The 19,809-nt window shown below is 37.7% G+C and carries 17 protein-coding genes; 2 read left to right on the forward strand and 15 right to left on the reverse strand.

Annotated elements, in window-relative coordinates; translation table 11 throughout:
* Positions 1-44 precede the first annotated feature (44 nt).
* The 8 genes from O1A01_RS24310 to O1A01_RS24345 all read right to left on the reverse strand — a co-directional run bounded on the left by O1A01_RS24310 (position 45) and on the right by O1A01_RS24345 (position 10,631).
* The gene (locus O1A01_RS24310) at positions 45-1,331 is read right to left on the reverse strand and encodes a methyl-accepting chemotaxis protein (protein WP_270065250.1); all 1,287 of its coding nucleotides are present in this window, start codon (positions 1,329-1,331) and stop codon (positions 45-47) included.
* A 27-nt stretch (positions 1,332-1,358) separates the two neighbouring features.
* Positions 1,359-1,787, reverse strand: a complete 429-nt coding sequence (locus O1A01_RS24315; RefSeq protein WP_412766300.1) for a low molecular weight protein arginine phosphatase — start codon at positions 1,785-1,787, stop codon at positions 1,359-1,361.
* A 360-nt stretch (positions 1,788-2,147) separates the two neighbouring features.
* Positions 2,148-2,660, reverse strand: coding sequence for a manganese efflux pump MntP (locus O1A01_RS24320; protein ID WP_174522381.1), 513 nt, complete (start codon positions 2,658-2,660; stop codon positions 2,148-2,150).
* A 163-nt stretch (positions 2,661-2,823) separates the two neighbouring features.
* On the reverse strand, positions 2,824-3,876 hold the full coding sequence (locus O1A01_RS24325) for an L-threonylcarbamoyladenylate synthase (RefSeq protein WP_066418296.1): 1,053 nt from the start codon (positions 3,874-3,876) through the stop codon (positions 2,824-2,826).
* Between the two features lie 178 nt (positions 3,877-4,054).
* Positions 4,055-4,495, reverse strand: coding sequence for a GNAT family N-acetyltransferase (locus O1A01_RS24330; protein ID WP_270065251.1), 441 nt, complete (start codon positions 4,493-4,495; stop codon positions 4,055-4,057).
* 87 nt (positions 4,496-4,582) lie between these two features.
* Complete coding sequence (spoIIR, locus tag O1A01_RS24335; protein ID WP_066418287.1) at positions 4,583-5,221, reverse strand: stage II sporulation protein R; 639 nt, start codon at positions 5,219-5,221, stop codon at positions 4,583-4,585.
* A 149-nt stretch (positions 5,222-5,370) separates the two neighbouring features.
* Positions 5,371-10,068: a lamin tail domain-containing protein gene (locus O1A01_RS24340; RefSeq protein WP_270065252.1), complete on the reverse strand. Its 4,698-nt coding sequence runs from the start codon at positions 10,066-10,068 to the stop codon at positions 5,371-5,373.
* A gap of 245 nt (positions 10,069-10,313) precedes the next feature.
* The gene (locus O1A01_RS24345) at positions 10,314-10,631 is read right to left on the reverse strand and encodes a lamin tail domain-containing protein (RefSeq protein ID WP_270065253.1); all 318 of its coding nucleotides are present in this window, start codon (positions 10,629-10,631) and stop codon (positions 10,314-10,316) included.
* 308 nt (positions 10,632-10,939) lie between these two features.
* Here O1A01_RS24345 and O1A01_RS24350 point away from each other — a divergent pair, with 308 nt between their 5' ends.
* Complete coding sequence (locus O1A01_RS24350; protein WP_066418284.1) at positions 10,940-11,284, forward strand: hypothetical protein; 345 nt, start codon at positions 10,940-10,942, stop codon at positions 11,282-11,284.
* Here the strand turns inward: O1A01_RS24350 and prmC are convergent.
* From prmC to O1A01_RS24365, 3 genes are all read right to left on the reverse strand, one after another.
* Complete coding sequence (prmC, locus tag O1A01_RS24355) at positions 11,266-12,120, reverse strand: peptide chain release factor N(5)-glutamine methyltransferase (protein WP_270066465.1); 855 nt, start codon at positions 12,118-12,120, stop codon at positions 11,266-11,268. The two genes, O1A01_RS24350 and prmC, sit on opposite strands and share 19 nt — an antisense overlap.
* Positions 12,121-12,131: 11 nt before the next feature.
* Positions 12,132-13,205 (reverse strand): peptide chain release factor 1, encoded by a 1,074-nt coding sequence (gene prfA, locus O1A01_RS24360; RefSeq protein WP_066418277.1) that lies wholly within the window; start codon positions 13,203-13,205, stop codon positions 12,132-12,134.
* Between the two features lie 489 nt (positions 13,206-13,694).
* The gene (locus O1A01_RS24365) at positions 13,695-14,126 is read right to left on the reverse strand and encodes a hypothetical protein (RefSeq protein ID WP_066421793.1); all 432 of its coding nucleotides are present in this window, start codon (positions 14,124-14,126) and stop codon (positions 13,695-13,697) included.
* 307 nt (positions 14,127-14,433) lie between these two features.
* Between O1A01_RS24365 and O1A01_RS24370 the strand changes: the two genes are divergently transcribed.
* Positions 14,434-14,670, forward strand: coding sequence for a YczF family membrane protein (locus O1A01_RS24370; RefSeq protein WP_270065254.1), 237 nt, complete (start codon positions 14,434-14,436; stop codon positions 14,668-14,670).
* Here O1A01_RS24370 and O1A01_RS24375 read toward each other — a convergent pair.
* From O1A01_RS24375 to O1A01_RS24390, 4 genes are all read right to left on the reverse strand, one after another.
* Positions 14,667-15,767 (reverse strand): GerAB/ArcD/ProY family transporter, encoded by a 1,101-nt coding sequence (locus tag O1A01_RS24375; protein WP_270065255.1) that lies wholly within the window; start codon positions 15,765-15,767, stop codon positions 14,667-14,669. The genes O1A01_RS24370 and O1A01_RS24375 overlap by 4 nt on opposite strands.
* Before the next feature lie 17 nt (positions 15,768-15,784).
* Positions 15,785-16,990: a Ger(x)C family spore germination protein gene (locus O1A01_RS24380; RefSeq protein WP_270065256.1), complete on the reverse strand. Its 1,206-nt coding sequence runs from the start codon at positions 16,988-16,990 to the stop codon at positions 15,785-15,787.
* Positions 16,977-18,590, reverse strand: a complete 1,614-nt coding sequence (locus tag O1A01_RS24385) for a spore germination protein (RefSeq protein ID WP_270065257.1) — start codon at positions 18,588-18,590, stop codon at positions 16,977-16,979. The genes O1A01_RS24380 and O1A01_RS24385 overlap by 14 nt, the downstream gene beginning before the upstream one ends.
* Positions 18,591-18,741: 151 nt before the next feature.
* Complete coding sequence (locus tag O1A01_RS24390; protein ID WP_066421782.1) at positions 18,742-19,344, reverse strand: thymidine kinase; 603 nt, start codon at positions 19,342-19,344, stop codon at positions 18,742-18,744.
* Positions 19,345-19,809: the final 465 nt, after the last annotated feature.

The raw sequence follows: 19,809 nt of genomic DNA on the forward strand, positions 1-19,809 counted from the left end.
TAATAAGTGTATTTATCTCTTTTGAAAGCTAAGGTTTGTAGGTGTTAAATATGAAATTTTTCTATCGTTTGTTTTAGGCGGTTTGCTTGGGTGGCAAGCTCTTCGGAGATGCCTTCAATATCATTGATTAATGTTGCTTGTTCTTGTGTAGCTGCTGTTACTTCTTCTGCACCTGCTGATGTTTCTTCTGCGATTGCTGCTACTTCTTGTGATTGTCGGGATGTTACTTGAATGACTTCCATTTGTCTATTCACTAAATCCGCTATATGTTTTACCGCGTCGGCTACTTCCATGACAGACTGTTGCATTTCGGCAATTACTTCGTTCGTTTTTGTCCCTTTGTCTGCCTCAACATTTGCTACTTTCGCTTGTTCTTTTATGCGAGCAACGACATTTTTTACTTCCACTTGTATGTTTTGAATCAAACCTGAGATAGCTTGTACTGCTTTTGCACTTTCGTCCGCTAGTGAACGAACTTCATCCGCAACAACTGCAAATCCACGACCATGTTCACCAGCTCGAGCTGCTTCGATGGATGCGTTCAATGCTAAAAGGTTCGTTTGCCCGGCAATAGTGCCGACTAATGAAATGATATGTTCCACTTCTTTCGCATGTTGTTCTAATCTTTCTACCGCTTTTAATGATGCGCTATTATTTTCTGCTAGATTATGAATACCAGACACAAGAGAGTGAATGATTTCTTTGCTTTCATTTAAATCTTGCACCATTTCTTGCGATAATTGCTCAGATGACGTTGCTTTTGTATGTACTTCATCCGCAATTTGAATAACATTTTCTACAGACTCTGCTGTATCTTGTACAGAGGCAGCAGAACTTTCTGCCCCTTTTGCAATTTCTTCTATCGTTACTGCAATGTTGTATGCTTGTTCAGAAGCTTGAGAGGAAACGGATGAAATATGCATTACCTTTTTGTTCGTTTCATCGAAGTTTTGTTCAATATGTTGTACCATTTCTCTTAAGTTATGAAGCATTAAGTTGAATGACGTCCCAAGCGCTTGAATTTCATCACGTGATTGAACTACAGGAACGTCTTCTGTTAAATCACCATTCGCTGCTTTTTCCGCAACTACTTGAATTTGATGTAATGGCTTCGTTAAATATTGTGCAGCGACATAAGCTAATATTCCCGACCAAATAACACCTAACGTTAATGTAATGATCGTAAACGAGACTTCATTTAAAAATGATACATAATCTGCCACAACGTAAATGAAGAAACCACTCACACTATACGTAATCGCTGCTAAAACTGTAGTAAAAATAACTAACTTCCAACGCAAACTAAAGGTAAATATTTTTTTCTCCTTCAAGCTTCTTCCCTCCCAAATTTCCCCTGCCTACAACTTTTTTTCTACTATCTGTTCAATTAATCTCTTTAGTTCTTTAAATGTTTGTTCATACAAAGGTACACTGCCGCCAAACGGATCGATTATATCGCCATCTTCGTCTGCAAATTCCTTTAATGAGAACGTTTTCCCCTGTGCATGCGGATATTGATAAGTAATGGATTGTTTATGCTGATTTGTCATTGTTAAAATGTAGGTCGCCCATTCAATATGCTCTTCTGACAGAGCTGTCGAACGATGATCAAAAGCTATACCCTGCTCTTCCAATACTATTTGCGCTTGTGGAGACGGAGCACTACCAGAATTCGCATAAATCCCTGCTGATTTCACTTCCACACCCGGTAGTTTTTTACTATATAAAATCGCTTCTGCCATTGGGCTTCGACAAGTATTTCCTGTACATACAAATAAAATATTCATTTTCATGTCCTCCTCGATGTTATTGTTTAATACTATTATAGTCCAAGTTCGGAGAAGAACAGAAAAAAAGTATGAAAACTTTTATATACTTTATTTCGGCATATTTCAATAAATGTTTATGTACTAGATAGCAAAAATTAGGTAAAAAGTAATAAGATTTTTAGAGTTTTGGACGGGGATTCCTCTTTATCGTCATGGGATAGATGTTTATTACAGGTTTTCATGCAGTTACGGGGAGATTTTGGGCGGACCTGAACGGGTTATTGACGGTGGTTCGGACTTTTGACGCACTTGAGAAATTTATTGACGCAGATACGAACCTTTTTAACGCACAAAAAAAGCAAGGCATACACCTTGCTTTTACGGCAATAGTAATTTAATTCCGAATGCTAGTAAAATGCTGCCACCTAGTGCTTCGCTGTAGGAGCCAAGCCAACCTTGTAGCTTTTTCCCTGAAAGAAGTCCGATCCACGTTAATATCATACTGACGATTCCGAACATCATTACGGTTAAAAATACTTTTGCACCGTATATGCCTACGCTTAATCCGACAGAAAAGCTGTCCATGCTGACACTTAAGGCAAAAAGGATTAATCCGAAGCCTACTGGGGTAATAAACGGTTTATCATCCTTTTTAAAGGAGGCAATCATCATTTGCAAGCCGAGAAGAATTAATAAAATGCCACCCGCCCATGTTGCTAGCGCACCGAATTTTTCTGACAGCAGCTTTCCTACGAACATACCTCCGAGCGGCATAATGATATGAAAAATTCCAATTGTAACCCCTATGTAAAATATTTGCCTTAATCTTAATTTAATCATTCCCATCCCTAGCCCAACGGAAAAGGCATCCATTCCTAGAGCAACTGCCATAATAAATAGAGTTATGAGTTCTTCTATAAAGTGTGTAATTGTAATCTCTCCCTCCCAACCGGACTAGCCTATATAAACTTATGCACAACCAAGATGGGATAGAAGAGAAATATACAATTTTTAGTTGTTATTTTTTTCATAAAAAAAACGAGCAAGGTTATCCTCACTCGTTTTCTTTCACTATTTTATGACCAGCTGCTTTTTGTAAACGATTCATAATGGCTGCCCCAACACCAACTTGTGGAAAACTTTCGCTAAAAATAATATCCACAGACGTTTCATTAAAGGCGCGCAATACTTCGTATAGATGTGCTGCGATTGTATGTAGGTCTTTTCTCGTACCAACTGTTAATACAACATCGGCTTTTATCCTATCTATTTGTTCATCTGTGGATAGTACTCCGACGATTTTCCCATCTTTTCTCGCTTTATCCACAACGTGTTGTAGATATTGTGGACTTCCTTCTACTATATATAGTGGTGCGACCGGAGCATAATGTGTATATTTCATTCCAGGCGACTTTGGTTTTAAAGATGCTTCTTCTTTTTCCAGCGCAGGATCTACATCCACTCTGCCTACCACTTTTTCAAGTTGCTCTTTCGTTACGCCACCTGGCCGAAAAATAACCGGGATGTCCCCTGTACAATCTACAACGGTTGACTCTAGGCCAACTCCTGTTGCACCACCATCGACAATACCAGCTATTTTACCGTTAAGATCCTCCTCAACATGCTTAGCTAATGTTGGACTTGGTTTACCTGAAAGATTTGCACTCGGAGCAGCAAGCGGTAAGCCGGACTCTTCTATTAGCGCTAGTGCAATTTCATGATCCGGCATCCGAATCGCTACCGTATCTAGCCCAGCAGTTAATAACTCGGAAATACCTGCCTTCTTTTTTAAAATAATCGTTAATGGTCCCGGCCAGAACGTTTCGGTTAACTTTTTTGCTACTGGTGTTATGTTATCCACAAGGTTTATCAACTGTTGTTGATTACTAATATGTACGATTAACGGGTTATCACTCGGTCTACCTTTCGCCTTAAAAATCTTAGCAACGGCGCTATCTTTCAAGGCATTTGCACCAAGTCCATATACCGTTTCAGTAGGAAAAGCTACTACTTCATCTTGTTGTAAAAGTGCTGCTGCTTGTTGAACATGTGGATAACTTTCTGTTTTTACTTTATTTTTATCCACAATCCACTTTATTGTGTTCATTTTATCATCCTCGTTTAAAAATCTAGTAATAGTACTATTACTTTATTAAAATTTTCTCCATAACACAAGCTTTATCCACATTCTGTGGATAAAGCATACCTTTTTTGTGGATAACGTTGTTTGTTTCAGAATATTTCACAAAAAAATGTGTATAGTTCCGATATTCATATAGAATAACCTATAATTCACATGCTAACACTTTACTTTCGGATAATGAAAATGTCTCCTTCACGTAAGGTGATTGCTGTATTTCGGACGGCACTTCTTCTATTTTTTGTGGTACAAAACCAAGTAGTTCAAAAAAAGATGCAAAGTTGGCCTTGTTCGTAAACAGAAATAGTTTTTCTACTTCGCGCTTTTTTGCGTATATTTGGGCTTGTTCAAACAGCTGCAAAATATGATGTTGCTTAAAACTTGGTGAAATAACGAGGGACCGAAGCAAAGCGTATTTTCCGTGACGTTCAATTCCTAACGTCCCTTCTATTTTTCCCTCTTCATTTTCTACCACTAAAAAGTCTTCAATCAAATCTTCTAAACCTACTGCACTAATATTAGCTTGTCCTAAAAATCGTTCTACCATTTGCACATCATTTCTATTAGCCGTTCTTACATATTTCATATTTTTCCACCTCGTTTTAAATAGATTCTAGTAATAATCTATGAACCGAGATAGAAAGTAGAACTGTTTTTATAATAAATCTATCATTTATTTAAATTTCGCGAAAATGTTTGCAATAAATTCGAATAAGAAAAACTTTACTTCCACTTCTTCTGGCTCTTCATCTACTACTACTAATTGTTCTGATTGTTCTTCATCTTCAAAAGGTGTTGCAGAAGTTGCTTCTCCGTTTGAAAAGTCTAAGAAACATAATGGCGGAAATAGTACACACCACCAGTTTGCACCAGTACCTTTTCCTAACGTAATTTTAATTGCTTCGTAATCTCCAGCTGGATATATAAAACGACCGTACATTTTTGTAGGAAAATCTGCTCTTCCAAACTCTACATTATACTTTTGCTCGATGCCTTCTGCTACCATTACTTCTTCAATAATATCTTCTATTGCTGGGATGTTTCCTTTAATGACAGCTCTTGCTTCTTCCTTTGACGTAATATCTGCTACCCAAATTGTAATTTCTTCGTTCACTCGATCGCGTATTTTACGTTTTAACTCTTGATCTTCGTCATTATCACTATTTGCTAGAATACGTAAACGAATCGCATCGTCCGGAATAACCATTGAACCGTTCTTAACACCTGCTTCTACTTGCTCGCCTACTAGTGACACAAAAGCTCCCATAAACATTATTACTATATATAAAGGAATCATATTTTTTTTAACCATTTGCTTTTTTCTCCCCTCTCTAGCAAACAGTTTGGACAAATTGGATAAATATTAAACTAGTAAAATGAAAAAATATATTTTTTCTATAACGAATCCTTTTATAGAAACAAAAAAAGTAGGAACCGTAATGTTCCTACTTTTTTAATAGTTTATAATATTTTTCGTCGATTCTTATAAACGATTACTAAGCTTGCCATAATGAGAATAAGCCCAATCGCTATCCAATTATAAAAATGTGTGGCCGTTTTAGGTAATAGATTTGATTGGTTACCACTATTCGTTTCTGGCTGTTTCGTTATTTCTTTTTCATTAGACTGTTTTGAGTTGTCCGTTTTTTGTCCTTTTTCTGTGTTTATGTTTTCCTCTTTCGGATTCTCAACGACAGGTTGTTCCCCTACTGGATCTTCCTCTACTGGATCTGTTGGTTTTGGAAGTTCTGAATGAATATTCCCTTTAGTAAAAGTCCAAATATCCGAAACGGCTCTACCGGTGTATTGGTCTTCTGCTACAACATACCAAGAATACGTTTTATTTTGCTCTAGATTTAACCAGTTCATTTCCGTTTGACTACCACTCTCTACTCCGTCAACCGTACCGATTTCTGTATCTGTGTATACATTAACAGTAAAATAATCAGTAGCAACTCGCTTTTCTTTTACTGTTAAATCGACTTCGATAATAAATTCATCTTTTTCAGGGTAGTCAGTTGGATCATAGTAATTGTATTTGTCTAAATAAGGAGAATACGTATTTACGATAATTCGATTGTTGTCTTGATCTATATGCAACAATCTCATATATCCTAGTCCACCTTCCGGACCACCTTGGTAGTCTGCAAGCATTTGATAAACTTTACGATCTGTCACTCCATCACCGTTATCATCCACTTCACTAACTAATGTTTGTGCATCATGGTAATGGCCACTTAGAACAGCCACTACGTTTTTATTTGGCACAACAACTTCGTTAAAAATACGGTTACCGATTGGACTACGGTTCCCTGAAACTAGTAAATATTCATGGAAGTTTAAAATCGCGATACGGTCTGGATATTGCGCTAATACATCATTCATCCATTCAATATCTTCGTCGGAAACTCCCCATCCCATATGCACCATGATGAAATCATTGCCTTTTTCGGAAATTAAATCGAAATGGCCACGGTTATTTTTATAGGAGCCACCGTAATAAGGTTTATTTTTAAAGCGCTCCTCACCAAACCACTTATAATATTCGGTATAATCGTCATTTATATAATCGACATCATGGTTTCCAGCGATAACGCCATAAGGAATGTTATGGTCATCTAACGTCTTCATCGCTCTGTCTGCATTCACCCATTGAAACTCTTGATAGTATTTATCTACCAGGTCACCCGAGTGGAACACATATTTAATTTTCAACTCATCTTTATTTTCAGCAATCCAATGAGTCATTCCATCATAAATATGAGGATAACTCTCTGAATAATATTGTGTATCTGTCATCCAAACGAATGTATAGTCATATTCCTCCGGTGAACTTGGTATTTCATCTTGAACTAATACGTTTACTTTTTGCTCTTTCACATATTCATGGAACGATACGATTCCTTTTAACTCAAAGTCTTCTATTCCAGCAATCTTGTAATCTAGTAATTCCCACTTCTTTGTATCGTGATTCCAAGCATACATGGATACTTTACGACCATCGAGAGAATTTCCGTTCCAAACTAGTTCAATCAAATCATTTTCGTCAATCGTCTCATCTATTGTCACTTCAAAACGATGGTATGGGAATTGTGTACTTGAATCATTCGTTACATAGTTTCCATCCTTTTCGGAAATGGTTACATACTCCTCGTCTCCAAATTTCTCTTCCCCTTCCGGCACCATCGTTTGTGGTGGCTCATAATCAGTAGCATTGGAGAAAATTCGGATGGAGTCTGTTCGCTTCGCATCGTATTTAAATCCTTCATAGAATGATACTTTTAACTCGTCATCTGTAGGATCACTTACTTTCACTACTAATGTAGGGTCACCATCTACTGAATGATCTGCACTGTCCGTTGGTGAAACTAGCTCTGGTTTCAACGGATTTTCATTCACTACAGAAAAATTCACTGTTGCTTCTGCTCTGTTACCAACATTGTCGGTGGCAATGACAACTAACTTGTGTTCTCCAGGTGAAAGCTGTGAAGATGCTGTTTCGTACGGTGTTTCTATTTCCTTCCCATTAAGCAACACTCTAACAGTACTTACACCTGCAATATTGTCTGTCGCTTGTACTTCTATTGTAAAAGGACCTTTATATTCGTGACCTTCCATTATAGATGTAGAGACTTGAGGTGCTGTGTTATCAACAAAAACAGTCGCCGCCATTGTTTCGTTTTGTTTTACGTCTAGCGCTTTAATCGTATATTCACCATCTAAAACAGTAGTTGTATCAAAAATAAAGGATTGGGATGGTGCTTGTTCCTCTGTAATCGTAAACGTAAAATGTTCAAATGGTCGGTACGTTCCGTCATCACCCATATCAAAAACTTGTGTTGGGTCTGATTTTAATGGATCGCGTAGTATCGTACCGTCTGGTAATACGAGGCGAACATCTCGTAAGTTAAAGTCGTCACGGTTTTCTTCTAATTGATCCAGTTCGAAAGGTGATGATTTATTTCCTGATCTAACCGTAATTGTATTTTCTCCTACCGTGAGGCGGTCCGCTTCAATCGGTATCGTAATTAATGTCCAATCTGCCATCGTTCTATCAAAGATATGAAGAATGTCGTCTCCCATTGTGACCGCATTTTGGAATAATGCATTGATACCACTCACTTCATAAGCAAAATACGCATCCTGCTCCAATGAAGAATACAATCCTTCTGTCCATTCTTCCTCATCAATATAAAGCTTTACATCACCCGAAACAGCTGAAGGTGACGTACCTTTGATGACTTTTTTGCCTGCTATAACTTCTCCATCCGATACATTTAAACGAAGGCTAGACTTGTCATAAAGACTAGAAACGGTAATTCGTTTTGTTTCACTGACTAATTCATTTGTACCGTCCGAAACGACAAAATAGTAGTCCACATAGTCTTCCCCAATAATGTCAGGAGAGGCAATTGTCCAGAAAAACGTTTCATTTTCTTGATTTTTATTTAAAATAACCCCTCTGTAATCATTGTCTGTACTTAATGAATAAAACAGACGGACTGACTTTACTTCTCTATCATCCGAAGCTTCCGCTCTTATTAAAATATCTTCTGTTTCTAACACTTCTGTTACGCTTGTTAAATCTGTTACTGTTGGTGGTGTAGTGTCATCTTCAAGTTCCACAGCTTGAGGTGGCACTTGGAAAGATTCCACTCTTCCAGGTGTTGCAGCTTCAATGCCTAGTTTTGTAGATTGAATAGTACCATCTTGTGGATATTTATAAAGAATTCCTTGATCTGGATGAGTATCATCTACACCAGGCTCATCATTATAGTAAGCGATTGAGATTGGTTTTTTTGCATTCGTAGCTACTAAAAGCCCTCTCATTGCCGCATTTGCCATACCAGCGCTATAAATTCGAACAATATCTTTATTTTCCACTAAATTAGAGCCATAATTTGCATTGAAATCGTCTACTGTGCTGTGACCGTTTTGATCATTAATAATCCAAAATACGAGCGTCCCTTTTGACGGAATCATTACTTCTTCTGGGATAGAAGGCCATACTACATCCGTATTTGGATCGGCACCGTAGCGATAATTTATTTTGTAATCTTTAAAGTTAATGTCTTTATTCGTATTGTTATATATTTCAATAAACTCATAACCATCAGCCGTTCCTACATTTGTAGAATCAGGGACAATTTCCGTTACGAGAAAATGAGGGAGACTATTATAATCCACTTCACTTACTTGAACAGAGATTGTATATTCTTCCGTTTTGGCTATATTAAACCCATCCGTTGCTTCAATATAATATATAACATCACCCTGTACATCTAATCCTGGTATATCCGCTCTATATATTTGTGAATTATCTTCTGAGGACCTCATCGGAATAGACTTCCAATCGTCACCTTCCGCTAGTTTATAAAAGACGTTAGCAAACGGTGTTGTCTCGTTATCTGTTATTTCCGCTTCTATTTGTACGGGAGAAAAAGCTGTTGCTTCAGTAACAGGCTCATGAGAAATTACTGGTGCTTCTATGTCGACTGGTAGCTCCTCTAGTTCAATACGTTTCGTCGGAACTTGAATAGGTTCAATTGTACCTGGTGTTGGTGGTGCAAGGCTTTTGTATTTTTCCATCTCTGTACCTGATTGTGGAAACTTATACTCGATACCAGCTCCTGTATTATCGTTATCCGATCCTAAATAACTTGCTGAAACTACTACATTACCATCCTTATCTTTCAATACTAAAGCGCGGTCTCCCCCGTTTGCAAACCCTGGAAAAACATCTTTAAATTCCACAACTTGCTCACTCGTTAATTGTGTACCAAAATTTTCATTAAATTGATCTAAACTTCGGTCACCAACATTGAACCAAAAAACGAGCGTTTCTTGTGGTTCTATCGTTGTGACAGGAATTTGGAAAGGTAACTCCACTCCAGTTTGAGTATATAAATAGATAAATGAATAATTTAATAACGACAGGGGTTGATTTGTATTATTATAGAGCTCAAAATACTCATAAAAGTCGGTACCACCCCCTACAGAATTTGGAGATAATTCTGGTATTAAAATCGGAAGGTCACTATAAGTATCTTCCTGTTCATCTATAGGTTCTTCGACGACTGGTTCTTCTTTTGGCTCCTCTATTTGAACTGCTTCCACTGTACCTGGTGTTGGAGGTGCTAAACTTTGATATTTTTCCATCATTGTCCCTGTTAAAGGATACTTGTATTGGATGCCTGCCCCAGTGTTATCGTTGTCGCTAGCCAAGTAGTTAGCTGAAACAACTTCATTTCCTTCTTGATCCCTTATAACGAGTGCTCGATAGCCGCCATTTGCAAAGCCTGGAAATACATCTTTAAATTGTATTACTTGTTCACTCGTTAAATTTATTTGGAAATTTTCATTAAATTCTTCTAAACTTTTATCTCCATTATTAAACCAAAAAACTAATACTTCTCCTGGCTTAATGTTATCTCTATGTTGGAATCTACCATATTATCGTAAACAAAAGAAAAGTCTACTAGTGATATTGGATTGGCTGTTGTATTATAAACTTCAAAAAATTCATAACCAGTCTCATCAGCGTTCGATCCTATTTCTGTTAGTAATAGAGACATCTCGCTCTTACTAGTGGACGACTCCACTTCTGTTGCAAACGCATACTTTGGTGGTAGTGATAAGCTAATGTTTGAAAAAACTAAAAGAAACATTAACATATACACTAATAGTTTGTTTAGTCCCGCTCCTACATTCCCCTTTTTCATGCTACTCCTCCTATTAATATGTAATCTACCACCCCAATCATAAAATAGTAGTTTTAAGTTAATATGAACGATTTGTAAATCAAATTGGACGATTTTACAAAACAATTAACGGAAGCTCTACTAAAGCGTTACAAATCAATAGTTTAGAAAAATCACTCGTAATAATATTTACATTCTTCAAAAAACTTAACAGAAATTTATTATTGTATTAACCATTCCTTTATTTATGTATACGGTTAGAAATATTTTCATTTAAAGAAAAATGTTTTAGGACATTTATTAAACGGGAATGTGGTTAGAGGGGATACATGACTACAGAATACTACTTAGGAAAGGATGAAAACGTTATGTATCAGTACCAATTCCAAATTGAGGATTATCGTGTTGGAAAAGTTGGTAAGTCGTTTAATCATATTAGCGTTCCGGTTAGTTTTGATTTATTAATCGGGGGAAAATGGATGAACGGTACCGTGTTTTATCATCACTATCATCGAACAATAACGTTTGATCCAAATCTTTCTCAAATACTTAAACATATTGACGAAGCAGAGGTTTCTTTAATGAAACAGACTGTCTTTAAACATTTAGAAAAAGAAATAAAGGGGTTGGCATTAAGCCAATCCCCTCTATTCCATCAACGTATGATTCCGTAAACCATTCGATCTTTGCCGTTAATATCATTTATTACTTGAACATCTGCTTGCGGGAATGTACGCTGTAGTAGTTCCTTCACTGCTTCACCTTGCCCAAGTCCTACTTCAAAAGCGACTAATGCTCTTTCGTTTAGAACTTGTGGCAATTCTTCCATAAAGCGCTCATAAAATTCTAATCCAGAGTTCCCGCTTACTAATGCTCGATACGGTTCAAAATCTTTGACAACGGTAGAAAGTTCTTCAAATTCCGTTTCCGTAATGTACGGCGGGTTAGAAACAACAACATCTACTTTTATCCCTTGTTCTATTAACGGTAATAATAAATCACCGTGTACGAACTCAACAGCCGCATCATACTTATGCGCATTATCCTTCGCAACTTCTAACGATTCTCCAGCAATGTCTGTTGCACTAACTTGTAATCTACTATTCTCAAGAGCAAGCGACACTGCAATTGCACCACTGCCTGTCCCAACATCTACTAGGGAGACACTTTCTTTGTTTTGAAATAAATCTTCAATTCTTTGGAGCACACCTTCGACAAGTTCTTCCGTTTCCGGTCTAGGTATTAACACTTCATCATTCACGAAAAACTGGCGACCGTAAAACTCTTCAAATCCAAGGATATACTGAACCGGAACTCCAGCTACCAATTTATGCACATCGAATACGAATACTTTCCGGTGATTTTCTGAAAGTTCCTCTTGCATATTGCTTAAAAGTTGGGCACGAGACATTTTTAATTGATGCCTTAATAATATTTCGCCCCCGTTTTCATCACGGTTATTTTGTTTTAAAAAAGAAGAAGCCCAAGTGAGGGCTTCGTATATTTTCATCGGTTTCATAGCTATTCCGCCTGTTCCATTCGTTGTGCTTGATCTTCCATAATGAGGGCATCGATTACTTCATCTAGCTTCCCTGTTAGAATTTGATCAAGTTTTTGAATTGTTAGTCCGATACGATGGTCTGTTACACGGTTTTGCGGGAAGTTGTACGTACGAATACGCTCTGAACGATCCCCTGTTCCAACCGCTTGTTTACGGTTTGCATCATATTCGGCTTGAGCTTCTTGCTGGAACTTATCATATACACGAGCACGTAATACTTTCATCGCTTTTTCTTTATTTTTTATTTGAGATTTTTCATCCTGACATGAAACAACAGTATTCGTCGGAATGTGCGTTAAACGAACTGCAGACATTGTCGTGTTAACTGACTGTCCACCAGGTCCACTTGAAGCAAATGTATCTACACGAATATCCTTTTCATGGATATCCACTTCTACCTCTTCCGCTTCTGGCAAAACTGCAACAGTAGCGGTAGATGTATGAATACGGCCCCCAGACTCAGTATCAGGTACACGTTGAACACGATGCGCACCGTTTTCGAACTTAAGCTTAGAAAAGGCACCTTTCCCAGTAATCATAAAAATGATCTCTTTATATCCACCTACACCTGTAGAGTTTGCCTCCATTACTTCCGTTTTCCAGCCTTTTGCCTCGGCGAAACGACTATACATGCGGTAAAGGTCACCAGCAAACAGTGCTGCTTCATCTCCACCAGCTGCACCACGAATCTCCATAATAACGTTTTTATCATCATTAGGGTCCTTCGGTATAAGCAAAATTTTCAGACGCTCTTCTAACTCTTCAATTTGGTCTTCTAGTTCTGAAAGCTCTTCTTTTACCATTTCGCGCATTTCATCATCGAGCTTTTCTTCCAACATCGCTTTCGCATCATCGTACTGTTCTTTTACTTCTTTATACTCACGATAAGCTTCAACTGTTTCTTGAATATCTGATTGTTCTTTCGAATAATCACGAAGTTTATTTGTATCACTAACGATTTCCGGATCACTTAATAATTCATTTAATTTATCATAACGTGCTTCTACTGCTTGTAAACGATCAAACACGTGCATTCACCTCTAAATGGATTTTGCAAATTAGCATTATATGTACAACAGTATAATTATAATATAGTAGAAAGTAACAGTCAAAATCTAAATTATTGGAAAAAAAGCAGAGAGTTACCTGACATGTCTAAAGAGGTTGGGACATAACTTTTTTCATGAAAGTAAAAAAACGAACAAAAAAATATCCGGGGAAAACTCGCTCCGGAAATATACTTCGCTTTCCGCGGGCGTGTCTAGTTACGGCGGCTTGGCCCTCGAGACATAAGCCAGTCACTTCCGTTGGGCAAAGAGCGCCCAACTGCAGCGTCTGTCTTATGCTTGTCGGGCCAGAGCGAGCCGCCTTCACTTTTCGTACTGGTGAGCCTCCTCGTGCTGCGCACTGCTATCTTCTCACCTATGCCTTTCCTCCCGCTGAAGTCTACGTATATTTCCTCCGCTAATCCTGCAATTGTTCGTTTTTTATCATGATGAATTTAGTTTTGTCTCAGCCGTTTTTTAATTTTCGTTTTGCAATTGTACATCGTAATCATATCGTGGTAGCGCTCTAGCTAGTTTCCGGTTTACTTTCTTTTTCAGCTCTTTTCTTTCTTCCTTATCTTTTTTCTCGGTCGTATACACTGTGGCATGAATAGTGTTGCCATTTATAAAAATAGAGCCCGCTCTCACACCCGAAACTGCATTTATCACTTCACGTGCTTTATCTTGGTCATCCCCGTACGTTGGTCTATTTTCTGTTAGATCGATAAAATTAGGATTTTGATTCGTATTGTAACGTTCACTATCTAAATCACGTTCATAATAACCACCGTATCGATTGTTAATAAACCTTGTTCCATCTATATCTTCACTTTGGCTAATTCGCTCCCCATCAATCCCACAACCAGCTAGCAGCAAACTTGTTACCAATAAGATAAGTATCGTTCTCACTTTTCATACACCTCCTACCTTTATACTGCCCACCTACTTTTTTTTCATAGGAGAAGGTATCATTCCAATTTTTACATCCAATTTCAATTCGTTTGTTCAAGCATACTATTAGTAATGGAGCACGAAGTTGGTTTTCTGTTTTACTACGATGAGTTCTTACGCTGACTTTTCAGCTGGTTATGCACCAATTTCCGTCACGGTTTGCACCACTATGAAAAGTTTATGCACGAAAATTCCGCTCCAATGCACCACTCCACAGTGTTATTCAGACGCGTTACACTAGAACCAGTAAAGGAAGAAATAACTAATGAAAAAAATGCTTTTATTTATGCCATTATTGTTAATAGCTCAATGTATGTTACTTTTTGCTTTAGACTTTATTGTAGGTATTCCGATGCAAACGAGTATTCGTAACATAATTAATCCGTTTTGGGTAATGGATACGGAGGAATACGCCATCATCATTATTATTGCTGGGCTATGTGTCGCTATTCCGTTATATAATAAATTTCGTTCTGTGCAGAAAGAGAAAGAAACTACTTAACTTTTTTTCATCATTTTTTTACGGAATAAAGCTATTAACAATAACATGATTGGAATACCTGCCTGAAAAGGTAAATGTAAATAGTACGGGACAATGTCTACTCCTTCTTTTAAATGCTCAGAAAAATCCCCTGCAATTGTAATAGAGCAAAGCGCTGTTAACAAACCTACTGGAAAAACGAATGTGCGAAAGCTGTTAAGTTTTAATACCGATTTAATTCCACTTAAGCCCGCGTACATAAAGATAGAAATTTTAAAAAACATTGTTAATACGAGTGTTACGACGACAAGTGCATCTAGTCGCTCTAAAAACTCAGCAACTTCAATTTTTCCAACAGTCATTAGAAGTGGGAAGGTAGATACACGAGACACTTCCGCACCTAAAACGACAACATTTAACATCGTTGTATACGCGATTAACAGTCCACTTACAACAATTCCAATTATTCCAGTCTTAAGCGCTGTTTTCTCCTTATTTAATAGTGGAAGAATCATCGTAAACACAATTACTTCCCCAAACGGAAATGTAAATCCAACCGGAAAAGCTGTCTTTATAATTGTTCCAACTCCCTCCCCGAGAATTGGAAATAAATTTTTCAAATTAATGATGCCCGAAAAAAAGATAAGGAAATTGGCGAATAGTCCATTTAATATTAAAAAGATGAAAAAAAACTCACTCATTCTTGCCATCACTTCTAGTCCAAGGAATAAAACGTACACGATTACTATGATCATCACGAGATTAATGACGAACAGGGGGGTTTCTGGCAAAGTTGAGGTGAGTAATAAATCACCAAAATCACGCAATACTCTTGCTGCAATATATAAAAAATAAACGATATATAAGAAACTAATTACTGTACCAATATACTTTCCAACGATGGCGTTTACATAATCAGTGAGTGGTTTATCGGGATATTGTTTATGTAATAAATAGTAAATGCAGAAAATAGCAATTCCACCTGTCATTCCTAATAAAATAGTCGCCCAAGCTCCTTGCTTCGCCTCTAATCCTACAGATACAACAATGGCACTCCCTAGTTCAAACAGAACTAGCAGTGTGAAAAACTGAAAGGAATTTATTTTAACTTTATCCAATTAAACCACCCCATTTCCTATTGGATGAGGAAATTATTATTATTCATGCCCGTTCTTCGAATAAAACCGTCTACTTCAACATTCACTTTTACAGTTGGGAAAATTTCGTCCCAATTATTTTTTAGCTCCTTCCACTCTTTTGGATGCTGACGGTGAAACTCACTTCCAAAGCCAAAAGAATCTATACCTAGTTCCTGAATGATATTTACCGTTCTTTCTATTTCTCCTTTTATTTCTTCATTTAATTGTTTTTCTAGCTTTAATATATTAGTGGGCTCAAGTAGGTCAATTGGACAGCTCAGCTCCCCAATATTACCTTCTCCTGTTACACTCATGTTAACTATCGGTGCTCCATTATGAATTTCCGTTTTAATTATTGTCCGCGATCTAATTAATTCAATTGCAATATTTCCTCCAGGACGCGCTTCACAATCAAGATTCACTACCGTACTTGTCACATTATCGACGACCCAATTATACCCACGCGCATCGCGTCCATCTAACCAATGAATAAGGTTACCTTCTTTAAATAGCCCTATTCCACTCACTTCTATCCAGCTAGGAAGGACACTTTTCATTAAGTTTTCACCATTTGATCCCTCTTGTATATCCCCGATTAAATGAACTCCTGTAATAACTACTTCTTTTCCATCACTCATTAAATCGCTAATAACTTCACCGATTTGCGAAACGATTGCTCCTCCCCAAGACCGTTCCGTTGTCGCAATCTCGGTAACAATCTTTTTCGCCGGCACACGTTCTATCGATGTTTGTACCTTTAATACATCTTCTGCTCTACTTCCTCTAGCAATAACAAGATCGACATTCGTTCGGAATTCATGATCACGTTCAAACCAGTCTAAAAAAGCTTTCACACCATCTTCACGTGCTATTTCTTCGCCAATAATTACGACGTTCGTATGTGGAAAATATATTCTTCTTGATATTTTCTTCGTAGCTCTTCTTATCGCTTCAAATAACGTGTCCCCTTGCTCTGAATATACGACAGTAGGGGAAGCATTTCGGGAAGCCCCTTCTTGCCCTGTTGCTACATCCCCAGCATTAATAATTTGAAACGAAACGTTAAATTTTCCATCCTCTGTTTTATCAACCCCTACTGCAGAAATGATAGAAAGGTCGGTTATTTCTCGAGCATTCCAACAACTCGTTAATAGAATGCATATGATGATGGGTATCGATAACTTGAAACTACGTCGAATCATTCGTATCACCTTTTGTTGTTGGGGTTGGGTGTAAATCTTTCGGCATATTTTTTGTTCTGCCTCTACTAATTAAGTGTGGACGGTTTTTCATCCACCAAAGAGGAGCTCGAATTAATCCATCTGCCTGACCTGTTAGACTAAATGGGGCAATTGGATATAAATACGGTACTCCAAATGAGCGTAAGCTACATATATGAGCAACGATAACAATAATCCCCATCATAACCCCATATAAACCGAACGTTGCAGCTACTAGCATCATAAAAAAACGTAACATCCGAGCTGCAATAGCAAGGTTGTAAGAAGGAGTTGTAAAACTTGCAATCCCTGTCAATGCTACTACAATTACCATTGACGCTGATACGATACCTGCCTGTACTGCCGCTTGGCCGATTACTAGTGCCCCTACAATGGAAACTGCTTGGCCAATTGCCCTTGGCATACGAATCCCAGCCTCTCGCAACACTTCAAATGTTAATTCCATAATGAACGCTTCAATTAAAGCTGGAAACGGTATACCTTCTCTTTGTGCAGCTAAATTAATTAGTAGCGTTGTCGGTATTAAATCTTGATGAAATGTAATGAGGGCAATATAAATGGAAGGACCGAGTAAAGAAATTGTAAACGCAATATACCGTAAAATCCGAATTAGTGATGCAATATCAAACCGTTGATAATAATCTTCCGCAGATTTAAAAAATTGTGGAAAACTCGTAGGGACAATTAATACAAACGGTGTCCCTTCAACAATAATCGCCACCCTACCTTCCATTAACTCACTCGAAACAATGTCAGGGCGCTCTGTATTAAAAACGGTCGGAAATGGAGTGAATGTACCATCTTGTACCAGTTCCTCAATATTCGCAGAGCTTAAAATAGAATCAATTTCAATTCGATTCAGCCTCGCCATCACTTCTTGCACGATTTTTTCGTTCGCTACTGATTTTACGTATAAAACGGCAATATTCGTTTTCGTTATTTTCCCTAATTTCTTCTTCTCTACTTGCAAATCCGGACTTTTAATTTTTCTACGAACTAATGAAATATTTATCGGTAACGATTCGACAAAACCTTCCTTCGGCCCTCTCACGGTAACTTCTGTTGAAGGTTCTTCTATCGACCGGTAATTTCCACCGTTTGTTTTACAACTAACCACTTCGTTTATTCCGTTAACAAAAATAACAGTATGACCTGATACTATCTCGTTCGCTATATCGTCCCATCGATTCAACACGTTAACGTCTAGGACAGATAAAGTCTCTTTTTCTAGTATAGAAAATAGATTCTCTTTCTCTAATTCTTTTTCAAATGGGTATTGTATAATTGCCTCTAAAACATGCTCATTCACGATTTGTTCATCTACTATATTGTTTATAAATACCGCAGTTCCTTGAGTAAAAGGCTTTTGCGTTATTGTTAGTTCTCTAAATGTAATATCATTACTTTTTCCTAATAATTGTTTTATTTTTTCAATATTACTCGTAAGATCTTTATATAGTTCCGAAGTTTCATCCGTTACTTCTACTGCTTCTTTACTATCTTCCTGTTCTTCCTCTATCTTTTTTTTCAAAAGAGAAGATAACGGAATTGGTTTTTTCATCGTATCACCTTCAATTTAGGTACAGTTGGACTAACTATAACTTCCCCTATCGGTATGGAAATATTCACCTTGATATGAAAACAAATGCAAAATAAAAAAGGATCCTGAATGAACAGTCATGGTAACTATTCATGCAGAATCCCTTTACTATTTATTTAATTGTTTGACTTTCCGGTACCTTTACAGGAACTTCGTGATGATGGCGGCAGCGGGCTTCATAGGCTTCTGAAGCACCTACTAGTATAATTGGGTCATCGAATCTAGCTGGTTTCCCGTTAATTAAACGTTGTGTTCTACTTGCAGGAGAACCACAAACAGTACATACAGCTTGTAGCTTCGTAACAGATTCAGCAATCGCCATTAGTTCTGGAACTTTCCCAAATGGCTCACCGCGGAAATCTTGATCTAATCCAGCCACCATTACTCGATAGCCTTTGTTTGCTAGTTGTTGAACAACTTCAACAATTGCATCATCAAAAAATTGTACTTCATCTATTGCGACTACTTCTGTTTTTTCATCTAACACTTGTAGAATTGTATTTGAATCTTTCACAGGTATCGCTAAAACGGACGTGCCGTTATGTGAAACTACTGCTTCATCACTATAACGATTGTCTATTGCCGGTTTAAACACTTGAATGGATTGTTTCGCAAATTGCACTCTTCGAACTCGGCGAATTAATTCTTCCGACTTTCCTGAGAACATGCTACCGCAAATTACTTCTACCCAGCCTGAATGTTCCATAACATACATATAAGGCCTCTCCCTTCCAACAAACAGTTAAGATGCTACCGTTAGTGGTAGCATATGTAGCTTTTTTCTAATTATTTTTAACGAAAGTAGTAGTTGTATAGTCATAAGCGATATGAACTATACGCATTTTTTTGTTTTTCCACTAGTTGTAATTAATTTCCTACTGGAGCGCGGTCAGGCCGATGCGCCTCCGCTTTTCTATCTGTCTAGCTACGGCGGCTAGGTCCGGCTCCGCTTTTCTATCTGTCCAGCTACGGCGGCTAGGTCCGGCTCAAACTTCACTTTTCCTCCGTACGATAAGTCATCATCGACTCACTCTCGTTCGTCGTGATTCCTTTATCTCCTGCGGAAAAGCTCCAGTTTGTTTGAACCTGAGCGAGCAGCCTCCGCTTTTCTATCTGTCCAGCTTCGGGCGCTAGCGGCTCGAGGTCACAAGTCAATCGCTTCCGAAGGGCAAAAAGCGCC

The sequence above is a fragment of the Sutcliffiella sp. NC1 genome (assembly GCF_027594365.1).
Lineage (GTDB): Bacteria > Bacillota > Bacilli > Bacillales > Bacillaceae_I > Sutcliffiella > Sutcliffiella cohnii.